Genomic DNA, 24,658 nt, shown 5'->3' on the forward strand with positions numbered 1-24,658 from the left:
TCAGTTTATTAGTGGTGTATTTGAAAAGGGATGTATGGATGAAAAAGTAGTTCATGAAAGGATTCCAGTAAGGAGTCCTAATTACAATGCTTTTATTGAGTCATATCACAGATATCTTCAAGAAGAGTGCCTTAATAATGAAATGTATTTGAGCTTAAAAGAGTTAGAAAATGATTTAAATGATTATGTTTATAGATATAACCATGAAAGGATACATTCCTCTATAGGATATGTATCCCCACATGAATATTATAAAAATAAAATTTCAGCTTAGCTTGAAATTTTGAGAAAACTTTAGAATGAGTAACTTTAGTCCAGATAGCGGGGAGCAATCCGTGATTAAAAGTACAAGCTTTCCTTTAAATATTTACCTATTTTTGAAATTTTCCTAATAAAATCTCATCCTCTATTATGAATTTTCAATTCAAAATCACTTTAATCCTAGGTTCTATTAACATTTTACCTAGTGTGCTATTTATAATTATTAATCCTAAGTAATCTCACTCCCCCTATAAAATATTACTTTCAATAATACTATATATGTTGCAATTGAAATTCTACATCTATTTTAATAACTTTGTTAAACATTAATTTAAAGTAACTTCAAATTAAATTGAAGTATATTTATTGCAACATATATATAAATATAAGTAGCTGTTTTATATCCATACTTAAATATAACTATATTATAAAATCAGTTAATAATAAAAATTTACCATTGACTATATCGTAAAATTCGAATATTATAATATATAGATAATACCCTACTGGGGTATACAAGGAGGAGTTATATATGAATAAATTTACTTATAAAAACTTTGGTTACTTAATATTTTTCGGCTTTTTAATTGCATCACTTTTTGATATGAGATTTGCAGTTGTAGCTGTAATATGTATGGTTGCACCTTTAACATTTGCTTTATTAGGGAAAGGTAGATATTGGTGTGGAAACTTTTGTCCTAGAGGAAATTTCTATGATAACATAATGAAAAAAATTGCTTCTAAAAAAACTACTCCAAAATTCTTAAAAAGCAACTTTTTTAGATCTATTATGGTTTTCTTTATGCTGTTTATGTTTATTAGTGGAACTATAAAAAATTGGGGTAACCCTTACGGAATAGGCATGGTTTTTTATAGATTAATAGTTGTTACTTCTATAATTGGAATTGTTCTATCGTTCTTCTTTAATCACAGGACTTGGTGTAATTTCTGTCCAATGGGTACTCTTTCTTCGCTTATAGCTAAGGTAAGAGGTAGGAAAACAAACATGAATGTTGGAAACAGCTGTGTTTCTTGCAACCTTTGTGCTAAAAGCTGTCCTATGGGTATAACACCTAAAGAATATAAGGGTGGTAGCATAGAAAGTACTGATTGTATTTACTGTAAAGAATGTGCCCTTAAATGTCCAAAATCATCTATTGAATTAATAAAATAGAACGAATCTTCATTTATCTAGTAGCTATAAGCACAGATTAATTTACAAAATTAAAATTTTTACTTAGTAGAGAGCTATTGATATTAATAGCTCTCTATAGGTCTCTATATTTAAATGTTAAAAAAATTAAGTAACCACGCTTCTTTAAACAACTAATTAATTTCTGAAACACTAAAAAAGTAATATATTAAATATATTACTTTTTCAGACTATTTAGGCACAAAAACCCTATAATAAATGAATAATATTAGCTAGCAACAAAATAAATTGATTGATTGAAGGGGAAAAAAATTCATGAAAGCAATTTTAAATCAATTATATTTTGGGGATATCACTAAAAAACATACGTTAAAGACTAAACCTTATGTTATAACCTCTTTGCTAGTACTAATATTTAAAGCATCTGTTGTATTTATTATATATGATAATTCTTTAGAAATCACAAATATGTAGTAAACGTATGTTTTTTGACCTTAAACGCTGAAAAAATTCAACTGATTTGTCATGAACGCTTGATATTTTGTCATAAACGCTAAAATAACTTCTATTGGTAATAATAATGTTATTAGAATTATCTTTATTTAATTGAGTTTTTATGTAAAAAAATATATAATTGTATAAAATTTAGTTACATAGAAATGGAAGTGAACTTAGTTGAATGTAGGTATTTATTCGTTTAGCTCTAGAAGGTCACCAGGTAACTGCAAAAGAATATCAGATTTTATTATGAATAAATTTGAACTTTGTAACTTTTCTTATTTTGACATTGATAAGATGGATATACATCGTTGTTCAAATTGTGAGTACCAGTGCTTTCATGATAATTTAAGCTGTATTTATAATAAAGATGAAGCAAAAAGCATATTCACAAGCATCATTTTAAATGATTTAAGTATATTTATTGTTCCCATATACTGTGATTTCCCTCCATCCTCATTATTTATATTAAATGAAAGATCTCAATCCTTCTTTAAGAATTTTCTTCAATATGATAATTTTAAAAACAAGAAAAAAGCTTTTATATTAATATCAAATACTAACATATGTAATGTTAAAAATATTATAAAACACATGTTTCAAGTTGAAGATGATAACTCATTTTTAGTTTTAAGTAGCCATGATTATAACTTAAAATCAATTAATGGGGATTTAATACAAGAGAAGGCTGTTAAGGATGCACTTTATAATTTTATTTCTAAATTTATAAAGGACAGTAGATAAATTTGCTTTCACGCAAATGTGTCTACTGTCCTATTTTTATGTTTCAATCCTATTTAAAATATGTTTCAAATCCATTATTAATAATATAACTATTTTTAGGCACCTGAAGCATTATAAGAATTGCGTTTAAGAGATCAACTGAAGACCCCATGGCATTTATAAAAATTAATAACACTATAAAATTGTTAAGTAAATTAAAAGCACCTAAAATAATTGGCAATATAATAGACAGTAAAACAAATGGAGCTAATGAAATAAAAATAAATCTTATTTTGGATATTTTTTCTGTTGTTGCTACAAAACCTCCAAATATTGTAATTCCCCAATATACATTCTGAGACTTTATAATATTAGGTATAATAGATGCATGTATAAACTCATGTAATACTATTAATATTATAAAGCAACCTATATTTTTCAGATCTATATTAATAGTAATAGACCCATTATAAGAAATGTGTTTCAAAAAATTATAAAACGGAAGTGTTACTCCTATAGATATTAAGCCATTTATAATTATAAATGGAATTGAGCATAATATGGCCATTGCTAAAGTTTTGGGCTCCTTTATTTTTCTCCAGCCCTCATTTATCAATGTGTTTGAAAGCTCCTTATCTGTGCCAGGTATCTTTTTTGTGTACTTCATTTTAATCCCCCTTGTTGTTAATTAGTTCATTTTTCAAATATTATGTTCTTAATTTTTTTATAATTTGATTTACACTTTTGTTTGATGTGTCAATTTCTTTTTTTATATTTTTTATGGTAACTCTGTAAAATTTATGCTATAATTTCTAGGTACAATTCAATAGTTGAATGCGGGCTACTGGTATCACTTACCCCTTTTTAAAAGGGAGGTGATACATATGAGGAACGATACCTTAATATTGCTATTTCAGGCAGGAATGTTTTTATTAGCACTGTTAACATTTATAGTGTTACTTATAGATAAAATGTCAAAAAAATAGTAGCCCCACTCGCAATTGGATGCTACTATTTTTGATAAAATTCTTTAATAGTGATATCAGTTGCCTAAACAACTAGAATTGTATACTATAGGGTGCTACCAACACCCTATTTTTATTTTCTGCATTTCTTATTTATATTATATCAAATTTTTATAGAAAATAAACATTTTATTTTGATATTGTTTTATTATTTTAGGAATTCATGTGTTAAAATATCCTATTAAGATGTAATAATACTAGGAATCCACCATTTCTAACTTCATATTTATTATATCTGTCCCCTTTAAAAAGCCTAAGTTATAGTATAAATTCTCTGCCTTATTTCCTATGACTACATACAATCTAAGTACTGGTAATTTTTCACTTAAAGCTTACAAAGACTTTTTAATCATTTTACTTCCAAGACCCTTACCTTGATAGCTTGGCTTAACAGATATCTCCCCAATTAATGGCCATTCTTGCCATAATGATATTAAGCAAACACCAACTAGTTCTTTGGTTTCCTTATCATATATACTGTTGAATTTATGTATCTGGTATTCCTTTTACCAACACTCATTGTTAAAACCTATTGTTTTGTCTATAATAGTAGATAACTATATAAAGTGGCTACGCCATCTTCTAATTAACAATTGAAAATTAAGAATTGACAATTGTGGATGAAAGCGGGAAGTTGAAAGTTATGGTTGAAAATCACAGATTTTCTTTAAAATATTTTTTATTTAAAGCTTTGCTCAACAATCTGTATTTTTAATATTTCTCAAAGTTATCCATAGATTAAACTCATAAAAAACGAGGTGATATTTTGAAAAGAATAAGTTTAGGAACAAGTGATTTTAAGAAGATAATAGATAATAATTTCTATTTTATAGATAAAACATTAATAGTGAAGGATTTTTTAGAAGATGGTGGAGAAATAGTATTATTACCAAGACCTAGACGCTTTGGTAAAACTCTTAATTTGTCTATTTTAAGATATTTTTTAGAGAAATCCTCTAAAGATACATCCTATTTATTTAAAGGTTTAAAAATTGAAAAAGAAACTGAAATCATGAAAAAACAAGGACAATATCCTCTTATATACTTAACTTTTAAGGATGATAAGCACTCTAATTTTGAAAATTTTATAGATATATTTAGGCATAAAATTTCTAGCCTTTATCTATCTTTTAAATACTTATTGGATACTATTGATGATATTGAAAAAGTATACTTTAATGACATTTTATATAGAAGAAGTACTATAGGCGAATTAGAAATATCCTTATTAAAACTAAGTGAATATCTAAATAGCTATCATGATCATAAGGTTATAATACTTATCGATGAATATGATACTCCAATACATGAAGGTTATTTTAAAAACTATTATGCTGAGATCATAGGATTTATGAGAAATTTCTTATCCGCTGCTTTAAAGGACAATGTGAATTTAGGAAAGGCTTTGATCACAGGCATTTTAAGAGTTGCAAAGGAATCAATATTCTCTGGTTTAAACAATCTAGCGGTTTATAGTATTTTAAGTGAGGGATATTCTGATAAGTTTGGTTTTACTGAAGAAGAAACTTTAGAGTTGTTAAAGTATTATAACTTAGATAAGCAATTAGATGAATTTAAGACTTGGTATAATGGATATATATTTGGAACTACCACAATTTATAATCCTTGGTCTGTATTATCTTATATAAGTAGACCTGATAGATACTTTATGCCTTATTGGGTTAATACTTCTGAAAACTCAATAATTAAAACTCTTTTAGCACAAGGTGATGAAGATATAAAGCTTGGTCTTGAAACCTTATATAATGGTGGATTTGTAGAAACTACAGTTAATGAAGATGTTGTTATGTCTGACATCTCTAATGGTAAAGAGAATATTTGGAGTTTCCTTTTATTATCCGGATACCTTAAAGCTACTGATAAGTATATGGATGAAGATATTAACTTATTTAAATATAAATTAACTATACCTAATACAGAAATAAAAATTCTTTATAGAGATATCATAAAAAAATGGTTTATGGAAGGGTTTATTTCTAATGATTTTACCAATATGTTAAAAGCTCTTGTTATTGGAGAAGTGGAACTTTTTGAAGAATATTTCTCTGAGTATATACTTAAAAGCTTTAGTTATTTTGATATTTCGGGACAAAATCCTGAAAGAGTTTATCATGCATTTATATTAGGTATGCTAGTATCCTTAAGCTCTACCCATGAAATAGTTTCTAATAGAGAATCAGGACTTGGAAGATATGATGTAAGCCTTATTCCAAAAGATATATCAAAACCTGGAATTATTATGGAGTTTAAAAGTATAAGAATAAACTCTAAAATGACTTTAGAGAAAGGTATGGATAATGCTTTAAATCAAATAAACAAAAAGCTTTATGATACAGAACTTACAAATCGTGGAGTTTTAAATATCATAAAACTTGCTTTGGTTTTTAAAGGCAAAGAAGTCCTTATTAATCAATGTTAGGCACATGAAAGAAAATAACAAATCAAAGATGCCATGTATATTTTGTGTCATACAAGGAAGTGATATTAGTTCATAGCATAGACTAATATTGCTTACGAAGTATGGCACAAAATAGACTAACATACTGACTTGTTATTTTTTTGAATGTGCCTTAATACTATAGGAATTTATAAATTTTAAAATCTATTAATAAATTTTTAAACCATTAAATATTTATATTCTTTTTTAGTTGAAAACTTTAATGAGTGACAAGTTGCGGATAAATCTTCTTAGGAAGATTTTTAAATTAAAAAAATATAATTAAAGAAAACCTGTGATTTTCAACCTCAACTTATCACTTGTCACTTTTAACTTGTCACTAAAAATGGCATAGCCACTTTTTTTATTTTCTGAATTTCTTACTTATATTATATGAAAATTTATAGAAAACAAACATTTTATTTTGGTATTATTTCATTATTTGTTATCAATAAATTTTCATTTCCCCTCTAACTTGTAATATAAGAACACTGTATATTAGTTTTCCTAATGATCATGGTCATTTGACAGGATTGTAGTAATTATTCTACTTCCTTTTTCTTAACAGGAATCCATATTTCACAAAAACAATCCGTTTCATTATTCTCTGAATACAGTTCAAAGTCAGTATCATCAAGCATGTTATATTCTGAACCTGGAAGAAATTCCGAAAAAATTCTTCCCCATGTATCGCCTATGCAATCCCCTGTTTCTCCAATACATTTAAATACCGCCCATACTGTGGGCTTTACTTCCCATATATCATATCCTTCTGGAACATTGCCCTCAGTATATTCCATGCCAATACCGTAATTAAAATGTGAACTTTCTTTGGATATTGGTGCACATGCTCCATAAATATCATGTTTTTTTGTGTTTTGTTTCAGAATATCGAATGTACTATTATCACCACATGTCTTCCAAAAGTCTGGAATTTCAGTATTTCCTTCTTCTGAAATTGATTCATTTCTAAATTTTCTTATCTTTACTAATAATTTAAATTGATCTCTTTTTTCGATTCTATAATCCATAACAGTACCACCTTCCAATTTTATTTTTATGATAAGGCGATTAAATGATTTTAATTTCATACCTGCACGTCTTGCTACATTAGGCGTAATACCGTGAAACCTTGCAAATGCCTTTGTGAAACTTTCAGGTGAATCATATCCATATTTCAAAGCAATATCAATTACTTTTACATCAGACATAGAAATTTCTTGACCTGCCATAGACAATCTTCTGTTTCTAATATACTCCTTTGCTGTGATACCTATCACTAAACTAAATGTCCTATGAAAATGATAACTTGACATATAGACATGTTTTGCAACATCTTCATAAGTAATGGGTTCCAATATATGTGCTTCCATATAATCGATTGCCCTTTGTAAGTTTTGAATAAAATTCATTTTTCTCACCGCCTTGTTTAAATTGTACTAAAATGTAACTGTTATATCCTATCCTACCTTGCTTTCATTTGTCTATTATTTTCTTTCATGTGCCTTAATGAATTTCAGCTAACCCTATAAAAAACTCTATTCCATCATTTATCTTTTGGGCCTTTATAAATCCATTATGACACTTAACTATTTCTTGGCATATTGCTAGTCCTAGCCCACTTCCACCTTTTGATCTAGCTGAATCACTTTTATATAACCTCTTAAAGAGCTTATCAACTTCTTTATCACTTAAATTTTCTCTTGGAATATTGTAAACTGAAAACACTCCATAGCTTATCTCTTCTATTGTTTCTTCTTTTAACTTTATTGTCACCTTAGAATTTCCCTTAGAATACTTTACTGCATTACTTATTAAGTTTTCAAATGCCCTTGCAATTAACATTGGATCTCCATAGGTATAGATTGATTTACTATTTAGTAACACTTCTAGCTCTAAACCTTTTTCCTTAAAGGAAATTTCTTCTCCATCTAAAAGCTGCCTTATACTTTCATTAATATTTATAACTTCCTTGTCCATTTTTATATCCATTGATGAAAGCTTTGCATAATCAAAGAAATCTTCTAATAAGGTTCTTAAGTACATACCTTTTCTATTTATTACTGAAACATATCTTTCTAATTCTTCTTCATTGGAATACTTTTTTTCTTCTATCATTTTTGAATAGCCAAGGATTGTAGTTAAGGGAGTTCTTAAATCATGAGAAATATTAGTTATAAACTCCTTTTGACTTGCATCCTGCTCCATAATCTCTTGTGCCATATAATTAATATCTTCAGCTAGTTGTGTTAATTCATTTTTGTATTTTACATCTACCCTTTTAGTCATATCACCTTTAGCTATTACCCTTACATTTTTTGCAATTCTATTTATATATCTAACTCTTCCGCTAACTAAAATTAAAAATATTATTATACATAAAGCTATCCAAATTTCCATAATACTAAAATCATCATCACAATATCCATTAGTAGTAATCGTCACATACCTATTTTCATTTAAATTAATAATATTTTTAGATGTAAAAGTATTACCTTGTACTTTTATATCCTCATACTGTTTTGACCCTAGATCAATTTGTTTTACCCCTAAATTATCAGTTGACTCTATAACCACTCCATCATTATCAACAAAGAATATTCTTTGCACATAGCCTTTGTTTAAATAATCCTCTATTTTTTTTATGTTTTCGATTATAATCTTTTCATCTCTACTTGCCATATCCAATTCCTTTATAATATAGCTGGTATTGTCTCTACTTCTTTTTATTGCTGAGGATTTTAACTTTTCCATTCCTATATTGCTTTTTCTATAGGTATCAACTGCAGTACGTCCTATTATAAATCCTAAAATCATTGAAATAATTACAAAGAAAATCAGTTCACCTTTTAGTTTAAATATCCTTTTCAACCTTATATCCAACTCCCCATATGGTTTTGATGTATATACTTTCTTTCACCCTGTCCCCTATCTTTTCCCTTAAATTTCTCATATGAGTTATTACAGAGTTATCATTATCTAAATATGATTCATTCCAAACCTGTTCATATATAGTTTGGCTGCTGTATATTCTATCTTGGTTCCATACTAAAAGTGCTAAAATATCAAATTCCTTTTTTGTAAGCTTTATATCTACTCCTGATTTTACAACACTATAATCTTCTTTATTTATCTTTAAATCCTTATAAACTTTTACTAAATCATTTGAAGTAACATTAATACTCCCTCGTCTTAATATTGCTTTAACTCTAAGAGTTAGCTCTACTAAATCAAAGGGTTTAACTATGTAATCATCACAGCCTTTTTTAAAACCTATAACCTTATCAAACTGCTGTCCCTTTGCTGTTAGCATTATAACTGGAACATTAGAAAACTCTCTTATGTTAGAAAGAGTTTCATACCCATCCATAACTGGCATCATAACATCCAAAAGTATAAGAGAAACCTGATTTTCCCTTACAAGCTTTAATCCTTCTTGTCCATTATTAGCAATTAAAACCTCATAATTCTCCTTACTTAAATAATCCCTAAGCATAAAAGCTATATCTTTATCATCTTCCACTACTAAAAGTCTATTACACATAATACTCTCCCCCGTTCTAATTGACAATTGAGAATTCACAATTGACACTTATAGTTGGAAGTTACAAACTTCCTTAATGATAAAAGTTGAAAGTTGTGGTTGAAAATCTCAGGTTTTCTTTAATTATATATTTTCATTTTAAAAATCTTCCTGAAAATATTTCATCCATCAATTTCAAATCCATGTTAACCTTTATTTCATCATTGTTTTGATTTCAAAAATTTATATATTTTAATCCATTCTATAAAATTGTACTCCTTATTACTTCATCACTTCAACTTTTAATTATTATCCAATGTTATAATTTACAATTGAAGATTACAGATTTAGTTATTAAGCAAAAAAATAGTAATATTCTTACTTAATAAGGTATTACTATTTTTTATAAACTTCTTAGTTAAATTAAATCTATTAAATTACAATGATAATATTCCGCCCTCGAATTTCAAACTAAATATTCATTGTACTTATATTATTTGAAAATCTAAATGTATCAAAGGTAACTGTAATTACTGCTTCCTTTTAACAGGAATTCATATTTCGCAAGTATGATCACAAATTCCTTTATTCATGTAATTGCTATTCCAAATAAATCATATAATTATACTAAATCTAATATAAAGTCTACACTCTTGTTCTCCTTCATTCTCAATTGTCAATTATCAATCTTCAATTCATTCAACTAATCCCTAAGCAAATTAAGTTCCTTCTTACTTAGCATTTTTCTAATAGGCAAATTGAAAGCTATTAGTGAAAGTACTAATGCATTAATTAAAGTTATACCTACAGTCATTAATCCTACTTCCACATTGGTTTTAAACATGGCTTTAATAAATAGTTGAATACTTAAATAATATACTCCTAGTGATAATGCTGAACTAAGGATTATAAATAAGAAAATTTTAACCCCTTGAGATTTAAGTAAAAATCTATTGCCTAGGCCTAAAGCTCTTATTACCTCATCATCCTTTTCTCCTTGGCTATAATTCATATAAAGCATATTTATATTAAATAAAACTGTTGATAAAACACATATTATAGAAAGTATTCTAAATATCTTTAAAAACTTTCCAAGCATTGAACTTAAACTTTCACCTATACAACTCATATTCACAACTGCACTATCTTTTAATTTATCTATAAACTTATCACTTTTAGAGTTAATCATGTACTCTATTCCTTCACCAATTTCTACATTTTCTTTTAAAATACTAACAGAACCTATTCCTCCAGAATCATATACTCCCTTTATTTTGTAATTAAATGTTCCTTTTTTTGTTTCAACAGAAAGTATATCTCCTATTTGCAAATTATTTCTTTCCTTCCTCTCATTAGATATAACCACACCATTTTCTCCTTGAAAAAGGTCATCTCCTTCTACAATTTTAAATTTTACATTATAATCATTTTTATTAACCTCACCTACACTAACTGCTTTAAACATACTGTTTTTAAAGTCATTTTGTACCTTTCCAGCTATGCTAAAGATTTTACTATATGCTGTTACATCATTTTCACTTTTTAAAACCTTTTCTAAATTTTCATTATCCTTACTTTCTGCTACATAATTATAAGGCAATATTTTGCTTAATGAATTATTAATGTTTTCTGTTATAGAACGCTGTAAGTTAAATCCAATTAATATAAACCATAAAGTAAGAGTCAAACTTAATAAAACTAATATAAATGAGAAAAAATTATTTTTTATAGATTTTATACTATAAATTAATACTGTATTTCTAAAATGTATTAATGATAACAGTTTTACTACTAATGCTACTATTCCTAAAAACAGCATAATAACTAAAATTATAACTAAAGTACTTCCTAGAGTTGCTATGGAACCTGAATAAATTCCATATACTCCTAAAAATAATGGTAAACATAAACTTGTTATAAGAATTACTTTTTTAGTGCTTTTCTTTACAAGTTTCTCATCTTCTCTAATTACAGATAGTGGCTTTATACTTTTAATTATCATAAGTGCAATATTTATAAGCATGAAAAATATAATGCTGTTAAAAATAACTCCTTTTAGTATTAATGATATATTTTCCATTGTCATATTCCCTGTTTCTATTCCAACATAACTTAAAATAAAAGTAGATATTTTATAACTTATAAGCCCCCCTACAAGTATTGGTGCTGCAAGCCATAAAGAAAGCTCTAGTCTTAAAGCTCTTTTTATATTTTTAATATCCACTGATACCATCCTCAAAATAGCTATATCCCTTTTTCTTTTAAGTATAAGCATTATGGTTGTACTTATTATAGCTAAAGCAGAAACAATATATCCAACAGTACTTAAAGTTCCAAGTACTGCACTTTGAATAGCCATTTGTGATTCCATTTCTCTTGTTTTATCCTTTATTGATATATACATATTGCTATCTTCATATTTAATTAACTCTTCTTTTAGCTTTTCTCCATCTTGTCCACTTATATATATCATTGTTCTAGCATCGCCAATATTTAAATCGTCTCTTTGCTGTATCTTTCCATATCCAAGAAGTTCTCCATCATGATCAACACCCATTGCCATAGGCTCAATATCCTTAACCTTATATTTTAATATTCCATTTCCCATGGTATCTAACTCTACAAAATCTCCTTTTTTTACTCCTAAATTATTTGCCAATGTACTTTGAAGTATTATTTCATCCTTTTCTAAAGAGTAATCTCCAGAAACCATTGTTCCAATAATTTTGTTAGACTGCTTTTTATAATAGCAAGTACTTAATTTGGAAGTCTTTACATCTAACCCATTTGTTTTTAATTCCTCTATTTTATCTTGAAACTCCTTTGTTTGATCTATCCTTAAAACTATGCTTAAATCTCCACCATTTATTTTTCTTATATTATTATCTAGATATTTTGAATTTTCTAAATTAATTTGAGGAATCACTAGAGAAATAGTTATGGTAATTAATATTGATAGTGTTGTAAATAAAAACAATACTTTCTCTTTCTTTAATAGCTTAAGGTTATATATTTTAAAGATTTCTAGCCATCTCATGAAGCTCACCATCTTTCAAGTATATTTTTCTTTCCCCAAGTTCCCCTATCTTTTCATCATGAGTAACTATTATAAGGGTACAGTTTCTCTCTTTTCTTATATTAAGCAATAATTCAATTACATTTTTCCCATTAACTGAATCTAAAGCGCCTGTTGGCTCATCGCATAGTATAACCTTAGGTTCATTAACAAGTGCTCTAACCACTGCAACCCTTTGTGCTTCCCCGCCTGATAGTGAACTTACCTTGCTATTATATTTTTTAGAAAGACCTACTTTATCTAAAAGCTCTTTACATTTCTTCTTTTTAGAGTTATAGCTTTCCTTACTATTCATAGCTATAATTAAATTTTCTAGTGGTGATAAACAAGAGATAAGATTAGAATTTTGAAATATTAATCCTATATTATCTCTTCTATAGTTGTCCAATGATCTTTCATTTTTAAAATTAATCTTATTATTGTTGTAATAAACCTCCCCACTTGTTGGCTCTATAAGAAGCCCCATTATATGTAATACAGTTGACTTCCCCCCACCTGATGGCCCCATAATAGTTAAAAAATCCCCATGGTCTATTTCTAAATTAACATCTTTCAATACATTTTGCCTTAAATCTCCACTGTAAAAATCCTTTGTTATGTTTTTTATGGTTATCATTAAATACACCCCTTTTTTTTAATTGACAATTGAGATTTGACAATTGACAATTATTGTTGAAAGTCATGGACTTCCTAACTAATAAAACTTTCAACTTTCAATCTTCAACTATTATAAGATTATGTTTCTAATATTAACCATTAAAGGTATAGAATTAGTGTAGTAAAAATAAAGAAAAAATAAAGTTTTAAGATAAGCTTCATCTAAGACGGAAAATGAGGTATGAGCAACATAAATGATTAAGAGAAATAAAAAAACTAACAATGATTTTATAAACTATATTAATATGAAACTAACTCTGTTTAATCTAAAAAATAAGTTATATACATTCACAAATCTATAACTTATTAATTTATCTTAAAACTAAATTGCAACTAAAACTGGTAATAATCCTAGTGCTAAAACTCCTATAAAAACTATTGCTCCAACTTTAAATGTATTTGATTTTAATTTTGGACTATCTTTATAAAAAAAATGTATATTTTTTATATATTATGTTATAATATAGCGAATTATGTATTTTTAAGGAGTGTTTAATATTAATAATTTATCTTTTGAAAAAATCTACAAAAAGAAACTATTTCATAAAAGAGCAATATTGGGATTTATTTGTCTTATTTTTATCGCTTTAATAGGTGTTGGTATTATTTCATATAATAATAAAACAAATAATCCAACAGTTGTTAAAACCATCACTGATTTTAATAATGCTATAAAAAATAATAGTTATGTAAATATAAATAGTGATGATATTTATACATTAGATATTATTGAAAATAAGGGGAGAAGTCCATCTGGATCAACAGACCGTAAATATATTTCACACTATTTTATATTAATTGAATTTGATGAGAAATTTTTAATATCAAAGATTTCGCCTGATGATTATGATAAACTTTCTTCTACTAAAGGACCATATACCCTAAAGGGTCAATTACATACTTTTAATGACGATGATTTAATCGTAATTAAAGAATACTTAACCACAATTGATGTTTCTGATTATAATATTGATTTATCATTTTATTTATCTTATTACTCTCCCTCAGCGGATTTGTGGGGTTATCTTTTTATAGCATTCATATTTTTTTCAGGAATACTTCCAATTACAGTTTTTTCTATGAATAAAAATAATTCATTAAAGGATTTGATAAAATATTATAATTGTGATGAACACATAATTTTAAAAGAAATAGATGAGGATTTAAAAGCACCTAATTTATTCATAGAAGAATATTTAATAATAACGGAAAATTATATTATTATTAATTACAGATCCATAATATCTGCCTTTCCATTAAAAGCATTAATAAGTGTTGAAACAACTACCAAATTTGGTTTTACTACATTTTTTAAACGCTTTAATTATCTAGCACTTACATTTTCATATGGAAAACACTATCCTATGATTTTTAAGAAGCAATCTAGCATAACGAAAATTGAAAAATATTTATCTAGTATACTAATGAAATAAAATACATAATTACCCTTTAATTCATCTAAAACGAAAAGTGAGGTATGCGCAACACAAATTAGCTAACTGCACATATCATTCTAAGTTACAAAAAAGCGTTAATGCCTAAATTCCAATAACTCACTATGTTCAAACAATTGGAATTCTTAACGTCATCAATGCTTTTTTATAACAAGAATGATTAATGTTCACTAGATAATTTGCTAACGCTTATACCTCACTTTTCTTTATATAATTCTTTATTGTAGGGAATGTATACTTCAAGATGGAAATTCATTAAATAATTGGGCTATTATATCAAGTGGTTCAAATAGCTTCAAATATTTGATACAGATAAAGAGATGATAAAGACTAAGAACTTTATGGTTCAAAGTACTGTGACACATTCATATATTAAAATAAAAAATTTGAAAGTTACGTATCAACATTGTTTTATCCAATCTTCAAGAATACTTACTTTCCTGTTTGTAGCATCCAATTCTATTTTACATCCTATTGGTAATGTAATCATAGGATGTGTATGACAACAATCAAAATCAGCAATAAAAGGTATTTTTCTTTCACCTAATACTTCTAATAATATTTCATATGGCTTTCTTCCTGTTTTTGAATCGTCAAATAATTCATGTTTTCCAAGTATTATTCCTGATATTTTATCTAAAACTCCACTTACTTTTAATAAAGAAAAACTTCTTTCAATGTCTGCTGAGTTTTCTAATGAATCTTCTATAAATAATATATCTCCTTCTTTTATTTCTGGCATATACTCACTACCCCATATACCTTGCATTGTATTCAAGTTTCCACCTATTACTCTACCACTAGCTCTTCCTTCATGGATTGTAATCCATTGATTTTCTCTTTTTTCTTTACTTCTATCTTGTGTTTCCCAATTAATGTATTCATCTGTCCAATGTTTAGGAGTTTCAAATACATAAGGAAATTTTGTTTTATCCATGGTAATTTCTTTGAAGTAGTTATAAGTAGAATCAACAAAGGGTGGTAATTCTCCAAATGAGGCCACTAATGCCGGCCCATAGTAAGTACTTATTCCTGTTTTTGCATATATCGCAAGTAGAATTGCTGTAACATCTGAATATCCTATTATTACTTTAGGATTTTTTTTAAATGCGTCATAATCTATATACGGAAGGAGTGAATTGGAATTCATACCTCCAATCGTAGACATAATACATTTTACTTGTGGATTTCTAATTAGAGCATTTAGTTCTTCCACTCTTTCTCTAATACTTCCAGACCTATAAAAATCACTTTTTCCTGTTAAGTTTCCTTCTATTATTTTAAAGCCCTTACCTTGTAAATATTTCTTCGCTCTTTCAAATCTATTTGGACATGAATATGTTATAGGTGATGATGGTGAAAAAATGCCAACGGAATCACCAACCTTTAATTTTGCTATATTATTCATTTTGTATCCTCCTCGTACTCGTATTCTCTTTGTTGTTAATTGAAAATAACTTATGACCACGACTTAATTAATATTAAAAATGTAAAAATCCTTAACCTTATAAAATCATTTAAGGTTAATAATGGCATGTAGGCATTGATAGACATGAGTTTTTTAACCTTATTAATTGTAGAAATAAAGCACGTCAGATAGCAATTGAAAAAATACACAAGTAAATAACATTATACGGTAAATACACTAAAATATGTTCTGCACATTAAATTATATTGATAATATTTTACCCTTGAATTTTAAACTAAATAAAATACCACAAAATGCTGTTAATAATCCTAAAAATACAATGGATAATGAAGGTGAACTATACTGAAATTTTTTTAATAGAAGTAAAACAATAAGAATTACTATAACATCTAAGTAGAATATCTGATGATATGATATAAATGAAATCAATATACCTGCAAAAGTTGGAACAATTATTTGTAGAGTTTGATTTGTTATTTGAAAGTTATAAACAGCTTCCTTTGATTATTTGAATATCATATGGGCTCACAAAAAAATGTTGGTATTACGGGAGCAAGCCAATCATAGTTTGAAAAACAAATCAGTTCTTTCACCTACTTTATTGAATCCGATTTTTTGATACATTTCTTTTGCGGTATCATCCTCATCGGTAACCAGATAAATAGTATGGGAATTCTCTTTTATTGCTATATCGATTAGCGATTTCAGAATGGTTGTACCGTATCCCTTACGCTGATATGTAGGGATAACAGCAAAATCTTCGATTTTTGCAATACCATTGTACATGAACAAATCGCAATTCCCTATTATATCCCCGTTATGATAACAAACATAAGAATTTACCCCTTTATCAGAAACATATACTTTGCCACGTCTGTAACATCTCCTTGTGCAAAAATCTTTTCCAAGATTTTTCTCATCATGTTGCAAGTCACAAAATAAAATATCATCTACCATTTCTTCATTGTTGACCTTCTTTATTGTGCAACCAAGTAAAGAATTCAGTTTTGAAAAATGAGAAATATCAAAGGAATAATACCCGTTTGTTGATATTTCGGGCTTGTATTTAAGAATAGATAGCAGAGAACCGTTGACACCATAATTTAAAAGAATATTACAAAAATTACTTTTTTCAGATAACCTTAATGAAATTTCATCTTGTATAATAGATTTTAATTCAATCTCACTCATTACTTTTTTTATATAGGTATAATTGTGATAATACATATCATTCAATTGATTATCACGAAATCTAATTATATTTTCATTTTCACGAAACTCTGAAAAGCATTTTGTGTATTCACATTCACATTCTATGACTTTTCCATCTATTAGCATAATATATCCCCCATTTCTCCACCTTCATATAACTTTATTTAATTGGGCAGTTTATATCATTAAGATATGCAACTTCTTCTAATTTTTTTCTTGGCACAGCTATATTCCTTTCATCATAATACCCAAATGGTATTATAGATATTATTTTCCAATGCTTAGGTATGTTTAATTGTTTTCTAACTTCTCCTTTACTAAAACTAGCTATCCAAACACCACCTAATCCCTGATCGTGTATTGCTAAAAGCATATTTTGAATAGCTGCAGCAGTATCAAGAATATAACATTGATCGTTTTCACCATATTTTTCCCATGTGTCATAAGGATTGGCACATGCAACAATAACTGCAGGAGCTTGTTCTACACAAGGTTGATGATCATCTGGATCAAAGGTTTTAATCTTATCTTTATCTGTAACAACCACAAATCTCCATGGTTGCCTGTTGCCACCACTTGGTGCTTTTATACCAGCCTCAAGTACTGTTTTTATAATTTCTAAAGGTACTTCCTTATCTAAAAATGCTCTTATACTCGTTCTAGTAGAGATTGCTTTTAATGTTTCCATTTTTTACATTACCCCTTTTATTTTGTATTTTTTCACTTAACTAGTAAATAATCAAATTTTTCATTTAAACATTAACTACTTTATAATTAATCTTCTAGCATCCTGGGCTTGTACAATTCTAAATCCTACATTTTTATATAATTTCAGTGCCTTTTCATTCTTTGCTAATGCATTTAAATTTACAGCAGTTGCATTTTGTTCTAAACCCCTGTTCATTGTAAACTCAAGTATCTTTTTACCATAACCTTTCCCTTGAAATTTAATATTAACAAATAATAAATCTATTTCAGCATTTTTAACCATTGATGCTCCAACCATCTCATTTTCCTCAAAGAATAGATAAATATATTCTTTATCTTCAAGAATTCCCTTTCTATTAGCTTCAAGTTCCTCTCTACTGGCATTTAAATACCAATTATATGGCTTAATATCATTTTCTCTCCTCAGCACTGAAAACGCTTCACTTTCAAGTCTAATTTTATCCTCATAGTACTTATCTTCGTATTTTACTGCACAAATATTTGGTTCATTAAATTTATTTCCATCATAGGTAAAACGATATACAGAATACCAATATTCAAATCCTATTTCATTATATAAATTTTGCCATTCCAAGTTATCTTTCACATGAAAAATTTCAACAAAATTTATTGATTTCTCAACAAGTAATTTTTTAGCCGCTTCCCAAAGTTTCAAACCTACAGGTTTTATTAATTCGTTACTTACAACTCCCATTTCAGCATAGCAATATTGGCTACTCATTGCCAACCTGATAAATCCTTGAATCCCGTTATCATCATATACTAAAATTTTAGATGCAGACTTTAAATTTTCAATTTCTTCTGGCATTGCTTTATACTCTAACGTATAAATCTTTACAATTTCATCAATATCGGATTTTCTATAATCTCTAATCATTTTTTCTCCTTTATCTACTTGTTAACTTTATTTTTCTAAAAATACTAAAAATATAGGTCTGATTTAACTCACATTTATTTAGCAATAAGGCATATGAAAGAAAATAATAAGTCAAATATATTAGCATACTGAATTATTATTTTTTTGAATGTGCCTAAGACCTATGTTTCAAGAAAATCATACCATATTATCTATATATTTTCATACAATTTACATATTGCGATTACATTTAAAACACCGTAAAATTCATATTTGAATAATACGGTGTCTTAGTAAATTGTTCGTTTTTTCAGTTGTACAATTAAATAAGAAGAATGTGCCATAAATTTATAATAAGCAATTCTTATTTGATCCCCTACAGAATCATTCATGGAAACTTCAATGCTACTTGAAATATATACTCTTATCTATCTACTTCTTTTAAAATCAATATTAATGTTATTATAACAGCAATGAAATCTGCTACTGGTTGAGAATACCAAATGCCGTTAAGGCCTAAGAATTTTGGTAATAATAAAATTATAGGAATTAATATTATTACTTGCCTTAAGAGACTTAAAAGCATGGCCTCTTTTGCCTTACCAATAGATTGTATATAATTGGAACCTAGTATAGACACAGGAACTATAGGCATCATAAGGGAAAATTTCTTAATCCCACTAGAAGTTACATTAACTAATTCTAAATCATTATTAAAAATCTTTACTAAATCCACTGCCCAAATCTGTATTACTATTATTCCTATGCTCATAAGAGCTATTCCCCATACTATAGACGTATTTAAAATATTTTTGCAGCGTGCGTAATTTTTATAACCATAGTTATACCCAATTATAGGCTGAGATCCTTCGCTTAGTCCAAATAAAGGCATGTAAAAAATTAACATTATAGATATTGTTGTAGACATTGCTCCAATAGCAAGATCTCCTCCATAATATTTTAATGAATTATTACTTACTATTTGAACAAAGCATGATGCAATTTGCATACAAAATGGAGAAAGCCCTATTGGTAAAAGCATTTTTAATGTATTTCCTTCTAGTTTTATGTTTTTTGAAGAAATTTTTAAATATGATCTTCCGCTCTTATAATAGTAAAGGGACCATATGGTCGTTATCATTTGAGATATTATTGTTGCTATAGCAGCTCCACTTATACCCAGGTTAAATATAAAAATTAATATATAATCTAGTATTATATTCGTTGTGCATCCCACAATCATTATTAATGCAGCAAGTTTTGGATTACCATCTCCTCTTATATTACAATTAAGAGTATAAGATAGTATATTAAAGGTGGATCCTATTAGTATTATACGTATATACTCATTAGCATATTTTAAAGACTCACTACTGGCTCCAAAAGCAATAAGAATCTTTTCTGATAAAATTAACCCTAGGATAGTAACAAATATACCTATTATTATAGAGAGTGATATAGCATTTCCGAGAGTATCTGTTGCCTCACACTTTTTGTTTTGTCCTAATTTAATAGATATAACTGTTACAGAACCAATACCAACTAACATTCCAAAAGCAGTTAATATTGTAGTAAAAGGCATTGTTACACCTAAACCTACAGTTGCAATAGCCCCTATATTGGGTATATTACCAATAAAAACTCTATCAACCATATTATATAAAGCATTAACGAGCATACCTACTATTGCAGGTACAGAGTACTTTAACAGAAGTTTATTGATAGGTTCATCTACTAATATTGTTTCAGTATTATTCATTATACTTATATGTTCCTTTCTTCCATCTAACTTAGAAGTCTTCTATTGTTTTAAGTAGATGAGACTAATAATTTATCTTCTTGTAAAAGCAGTTTTTCTAAGTTAGATACTGCCTTCTTTATGATTTCCATATTATTAGTCAAAGCAATTCTTACATACCCTTTTCCACCATCACCAAATCCGCTACCTGGTAAAATTAATACATTTGTTTTATCATATAAGAACTTTACAAATTCTTTATCTGACATATAATCATACTTTTCTGGTATTTTGGTCCATATAAAGAAAGTTCCTTCTGGTTTTTTTATTTTCCAACCTAACCTATTTAAAGCTTCGACAAAATAATCTACTCTTTCTTCATAAACCTTAGTTTGGAAATATGAATATCCTTGCATATTATTTATCATATCTATTGCTACTTTTTGAAAAGGTACGAAAGTCCCAAAGTCTATATTATATTTTATTTTCTTTAAATTCGATATTATTTTTTCATTACCTAATGCGAAACCTAATCTCCAACCAGCAACATTGCATGATTTACTTAAACTATATAATTCTACACTTACATTTATAGCATCAGAGATTTGTAAAATACTTGTTATATCATTCTTTCCATAACAAAGTTCCCCATATGCTACATCATGTATTATCTTTAAATCATACTTTTTTGCAAGCTCTACTACTTCAATTAAAAAATCCTCTGGTAATATTTTTGTAGTTGGATTCCCAGGCGAACAAAGTATTATCACACTTGCTTCTTCTAAATCATTTTTATCTATTGATGAAATATTGGGTATGAAATTATCTTCATAACATGGGAATTCTACAACTCTGCCTCCTGCAAGATGAATACAATTCATGTACACGCTATAAGAAGGCGAAGGAACTAATACTTTATCACCTTCATTTATCATGCTTGATAGCAAACAAAATATGCCTTCCTTTGTACCGTTTAGTACTTCTACTTCATTCCTTGGATTTAAGATAACTCCAAATTTATTATTGTAGTAGTTTACTATTGAATTTTGTATCTCTTTCTGAATGTCCTTATATGTAAAACCATACCCATGTAAATTATTGTCTTGAATATACATACATAATTTTCTTATTAAACCCTCATCTGGTGGATCTATAGGGTTTCCTATAGATAAATTTATTGTATCGTCAGTTATTTCTATTTCCCTATCTATAAAACTAAATCCATCTTCAGGCAATGTATTTAGCAACTCTTTACTCATTTTCTATCCCCCTAAAAACAATTATTTATCTTATCGGTTTTTCTAAGTAAGCTTTACCTATAGAAATTTCTCCAAGCAATACTTTTTTCTCAAAATCTTTTATGCAATTATTCAGATTTCCCACTATATTGGTAATACTTTCACAATCTAAATATAAAGACATTGGGAATATTAAAAAAGCAGTTCTTGAATTATCTTCAGGATGTATCTTGTATTCTGGAACGATACTTATAAACGGTACATCTTCTCCTTCATTTGCTTTATTCCAGCAGTACTGTATGAAGGCCTTAGCAATGTCTTCATATGTTTCTTTACATACCCCTTGAAGATCACCAAATGATATTGAGAATACTATCTCCCAACCTAAAGAATTATTAATTACTTTTATCTTATCTTTACTGTTTAATGCTGATTTAAATATTTCTGCAAATTCATTAAGCTTTATTAAATAATCTTGGAATCCTACTCTACCTAATCTATTCATTGAAATCCATGAAGTAATTATTCCTGCAGCAGATCTAGAGTTCTCAAATGTATATCTATAAGCTCTAAAATTACCTAACTCGAAATCAGTATCACTATATTCATAGTTTCCATCATTTAAATAATCAAAATTATCTCTTGTCTTACATACAAACATACTTGTTGCATAAGGGCATAAGCCATTCTTGTGCATATCTACACCGAAAGAATCAAAATTAGTTACACCATCTATTCTTCTAACAACTTCTTTGATTTTACTTCTTATATGTGGATTCTTAACTCTATCCTTTAATTGAGAATCTGTTAATCCTATAAAGTTAATCCATAACCATCCTATTACACTATCTAAATGGAAATATGGAAAATAATCTAGTTCATTTTCTTCAAAATACCCTTTAACTTTATCAAATACTTTATTAGTGTCATCACAAGCAAAGTTTATAGTAGTACCACCTGCACATATTATTGCAGCAATTTTATTACCTTTTTCGTGTTCTATTTTTATTGTGTCTATTAAATCATTAGTGTCCATTTTCCAACCATCTTCAGATTTTATACGAATACAGTTACTAGAACCAATACCTAATATTGAGCAAACATGTTCTACACAATAATGAGAAGACTCATTAGTCAAAACAACCAAATTATTACTAATACCATCTCTTCTAGAGTTTGGTTCTAGTTTAGATATTGCAGATTTTACAGCATATAATAGAGTTAATTTACCACCATTACATGAAATACCATGAGAGTTGTCCCAACCTACCATTTTACCTATAGATCTGGCTACTTTTTGTTCGAATAAGATTGTTTTTCCACCAAAAGAATCCATTAGACTATTTGTATTGTATAACTGAGTTATAGTTGAGCCTGCTACAGTATCCATTAATGGAGATGGTACCATATTGAAGACTGCATAAGGAGATTGTGTTCTCATACTACCTTCAAAAAACTCAGAAGCTTCTCTAAATACTTCTTCAGTTTCCTTTCCTGTCTCTGGTATACATACATTTTCTAATTCCTTTACATAAGAAAATTTATTAGTCTTAAATTTAGGATTTAAACTATTTTTATTTACATGATAATGAAATATTTTTGTTTTTTCTAGTAATAGATCAAAGTTACTTTCATCAAATTTTAGAAACTCCTTTTCTGGCTTTGAAAAATCAAATTCCCCCCCTAAATCTTCCATAGTCATGTTTTTAAAGTTACTCATTTTTTATTCCCCCTTTAGTTTAACTAGTAAATAAAACATTTTTCAACTTATATTTACATTTTATATAATTATAACAAAAAAATCTCTTTATTGGTATCATTTTTCTTTATTGTTAGTTTTATTATTTTAATTACACCAATTTATAGATTTAATAATGTTTTATAATTTTAATCTATAAAATTTAAACAATTGGGATACACCAAAACAATTAACTTTAAACCCTGAAGATAAAATTAAAGAAAAACTCAAAAGTAAAAGTTTGTCTACGGATTTGGGGATACACAGTAATGGAGTAGAAACAGAAATAATACTTAATTAATTGAGAATGTTTTATAGAATTCACCTTTAACATATCCTAGTTTTAGTGCGAGTTTTTTTGAAATGTCATTTACTTCAATCCACTGAATTATATTTAAAACACCGTAAAATTCAATTTTGAATAATACGGTGTTTTAGTAAATTGTTCGTTTTTAATTGTACCATTAAAGAACAAAAGGCTACGCCCTTTTTTTAATTGACAATTGACGAGTATTGTTGGAAGTCACAGACTTCCTAAATATAAAGTTGAGAGTGGAAAGTTGAAAGTTCAGGTCCTATAGGCCCCCTAATTAGAATGGACAATGTTTACTCAAACAAAGTAAAATAGTTTTAAGATGATTAGGAGGTCTAAGGGATGGAGAAAAAAATATTTACAAGAAAGTTTTCAGAAGATCAAAGAGTTTCATTTGTTAAGGAAGTTTTAGAATCAGGAAGCAATATTTTAATTGCTAAAAGGTACGACTTAAATCCCCAATTATTAAGTAGATGGGTTAATAATTATCGTCGTTATTCTCAAACATTAGAGCCAAAAGAGCCTAAGAATAATGAAATAATACCTAATTATAAGAAAGAATATAAAAAAGCTATTG

At 27.6% G+C, this 24,658-nt stretch carries 22 protein-coding genes and 1 pseudogene; 9 read left to right on the top strand and 14 right to left on the bottom strand.

Going from position 1 to position 24,658, the window contains the following annotated elements; all coding sequences use genetic code 11:
* The 4 genes from BM119_RS16850 to BM119_RS16860 form a co-directional block, all read left to right on the top strand.
* Positions 1-274: integrase core domain-containing protein (locus tag BM119_RS16850; protein ID WP_143087347.1), on the top strand; the 274-nt coding region annotated here is incomplete at its 5' end.
* A gap of 519 nt (positions 275-793) precedes the next feature.
* A complete protein-coding gene (locus BM119_RS16855) occupies positions 794-1,435 on the top strand; it encodes a 4Fe-4S binding protein (RefSeq protein WP_090042891.1) in 642 nt (213 codons plus the stop codon).
* A gap of 294 nt (positions 1,436-1,729) precedes the next feature.
* Positions 1,730-1,888 carry a hypothetical protein gene (locus BM119_RS20055; RefSeq protein WP_177199475.1) on the top strand — a complete coding sequence of 53 codons (159 nt, stop codon included), beginning with the start codon at positions 1,730-1,732 and terminating at the stop codon, positions 1,886-1,888.
* Between the two features lie 201 nt (positions 1,889-2,089).
* Positions 2,090-2,656, top strand: a complete 567-nt coding sequence (locus BM119_RS16860) for a hypothetical protein (RefSeq protein WP_090042892.1) — start codon at positions 2,090-2,092, stop codon at positions 2,654-2,656.
* Positions 2,657-2,705: 49 nt separating this feature from the next.
* On the opposite strand, the gene BM119_RS16865 is transcribed toward BM119_RS16860, so the two are convergent.
* On the bottom strand, positions 2,706-3,302 hold the full coding sequence (locus BM119_RS16865; RefSeq protein WP_090042893.1) for a DUF3267 domain-containing protein: 597 nt from the start codon (positions 3,300-3,302) through the stop codon (positions 2,706-2,708).
* Positions 3,303-3,519: 217 nt separating this feature from the next.
* Here BM119_RS16865 and BM119_RS16870 point away from each other — a divergent pair, with 217 nt between their 5' ends.
* Complete coding sequence (locus tag BM119_RS16870) at positions 3,520-3,621, top strand: putative holin-like toxin (RefSeq protein WP_090042894.1); 102 nt, start codon at positions 3,520-3,522, stop codon at positions 3,619-3,621.
* Between the two features lie 371 nt (positions 3,622-3,992).
* Here the strand turns inward: BM119_RS16870 and BM119_RS20635 are convergent, their stop codons facing one another.
* Positions 3,993-4,154 (bottom strand): GNAT family N-acetyltransferase, encoded by a 162-nt coding sequence (locus BM119_RS20635; RefSeq protein WP_090042909.1) that lies wholly within the window; start codon positions 4,152-4,154, stop codon positions 3,993-3,995.
* Positions 4,155-4,426: 272 nt separating this feature from the next.
* Here BM119_RS20635 and BM119_RS16880 point away from each other — a divergent pair, with 272 nt between their 5' ends.
* Entirely contained in the window at positions 4,427-6,100 is a 1,674-nt protein-coding gene (locus BM119_RS16880; protein WP_341465761.1) for an AAA family ATPase, read from the top strand.
* Positions 6,101-6,660: 560 nt separating this feature from the next.
* Here BM119_RS16880 and BM119_RS16885 read toward each other — a convergent pair.
* The 5 genes from BM119_RS16885 to BM119_RS16905 all read right to left on the bottom strand — a co-directional run bounded on the left by BM119_RS16885 (position 6,661) and on the right by BM119_RS16905 (position 13,333).
* Entirely contained in the window at positions 6,661-7,530 is an 870-nt protein-coding gene (locus tag BM119_RS16885) for an AraC family transcriptional regulator (protein ID WP_090042896.1), read from the bottom strand.
* 94 nt (positions 7,531-7,624) lie between these two features.
* The gene (locus tag BM119_RS16890) at positions 7,625-8,989 is read right to left on the bottom strand and encodes a sensor histidine kinase (RefSeq protein WP_090042897.1); all 1,365 of its coding nucleotides are present in this window, start codon (positions 8,987-8,989) and stop codon (positions 7,625-7,627) included.
* Complete coding sequence (locus BM119_RS16895) at positions 8,973-9,662, bottom strand: response regulator transcription factor (RefSeq protein WP_090042898.1); 690 nt, start codon at positions 9,660-9,662, stop codon at positions 8,973-8,975. The genes BM119_RS16890 and BM119_RS16895 overlap by 17 nt, the downstream gene beginning before the upstream one ends.
* Positions 9,663-10,344: 682 nt before the next feature.
* Positions 10,345-12,678, bottom strand: coding sequence for an ABC transporter permease (locus tag BM119_RS16900; protein WP_090042899.1), 2,334 nt, complete (start codon positions 12,676-12,678; stop codon positions 10,345-10,347).
* Positions 12,656-13,333 (bottom strand): ABC transporter ATP-binding protein, encoded by a 678-nt coding sequence (locus BM119_RS16905; RefSeq protein WP_090042900.1) that lies wholly within the window; start codon positions 13,331-13,333, stop codon positions 12,656-12,658. Before BM119_RS16905 ends, BM119_RS16900 begins: the two co-directional genes overlap by 23 nt.
* Before the next feature lie 529 nt (positions 13,334-13,862).
* On the opposite strand from BM119_RS16905, the gene BM119_RS16910 reads away from it, so the two are divergent.
* Entirely contained in the window at positions 13,863-14,807 is a 945-nt protein-coding gene (locus BM119_RS16910; protein WP_177199476.1) for a hypothetical protein, read from the top strand.
* A gap of 293 nt (positions 14,808-15,100) precedes the next feature.
* Positions 15,101-15,220: pseudogene (locus tag BM119_RS19650) on the top strand (IS1595 family transposase); the annotation flags it as partial.
* Positions 15,221-15,228: 8 nt separating this feature from the next.
* Here BM119_RS19650 and BM119_RS16920 read toward each other — a convergent pair.
* From BM119_RS16920 to BM119_RS16950, 7 genes are all read right to left on the bottom strand, one after another.
* On the bottom strand, positions 15,229-16,236 hold the full coding sequence (locus BM119_RS16920; protein WP_090042902.1) for a S66 family peptidase: 1,008 nt from the start codon (positions 16,234-16,236) through the stop codon (positions 15,229-15,231).
* 582 nt (positions 16,237-16,818) lie between these two features.
* Positions 16,819-17,595: a GNAT family N-acetyltransferase gene (locus BM119_RS16925; RefSeq protein WP_090042903.1), complete on the bottom strand. Its 777-nt coding sequence runs from the start codon at positions 17,593-17,595 to the stop codon at positions 16,819-16,821.
* 34 nt (positions 17,596-17,629) lie between these two features.
* Positions 17,630-18,157 (bottom strand): nitroreductase family protein, encoded by a 528-nt coding sequence (locus BM119_RS16930; protein ID WP_090042904.1) that lies wholly within the window; start codon positions 18,155-18,157, stop codon positions 17,630-17,632.
* Between the two features lie 75 nt (positions 18,158-18,232).
* Complete coding sequence (locus tag BM119_RS16935; RefSeq protein ID WP_090042905.1) at positions 18,233-19,075, bottom strand: GNAT family N-acetyltransferase; 843 nt, start codon at positions 19,073-19,075, stop codon at positions 18,233-18,235.
* A 403-nt stretch (positions 19,076-19,478) separates the two neighbouring features.
* On the bottom strand, positions 19,479-20,813 hold the full coding sequence (locus BM119_RS16940) for an MATE family efflux transporter (RefSeq protein WP_090042906.1): 1,335 nt from the start codon (positions 20,811-20,813) through the stop codon (positions 19,479-19,481).
* Positions 20,814-20,863: 50 nt separating this feature from the next.
* Positions 20,864-22,051 (bottom strand): pyridoxal phosphate-dependent aminotransferase, encoded by a 1,188-nt coding sequence (locus BM119_RS16945; RefSeq protein WP_090042907.1) that lies wholly within the window; start codon positions 22,049-22,051, stop codon positions 20,864-20,866.
* Between the two features lie 25 nt (positions 22,052-22,076).
* Positions 22,077-23,750 carry a pyridoxal-dependent decarboxylase gene (locus BM119_RS16950; RefSeq protein WP_207647691.1) on the bottom strand — a complete coding sequence of 558 codons (1,674 nt, stop codon included), beginning with the start codon at positions 23,748-23,750 and terminating at the stop codon, positions 22,077-22,079.
* 673 nt (positions 23,751-24,423) lie between these two features.
* On the opposite strand from BM119_RS16950, the gene BM119_RS16955 reads away from it, so the two are divergent.
* The coding region (locus tag BM119_RS16955; protein ID WP_090042908.1) for a transposase at positions 24,424-24,658 on the top strand (235 nt) is incomplete at its 3' end.

The sequence above is a fragment of the Clostridium frigidicarnis genome (assembly GCF_900111985.1).
In the GTDB taxonomy this organism is placed as follows: domain Bacteria; phylum Bacillota; class Clostridia; order Clostridiales; family Clostridiaceae; genus Clostridium_Z; species Clostridium_Z frigidicarnis.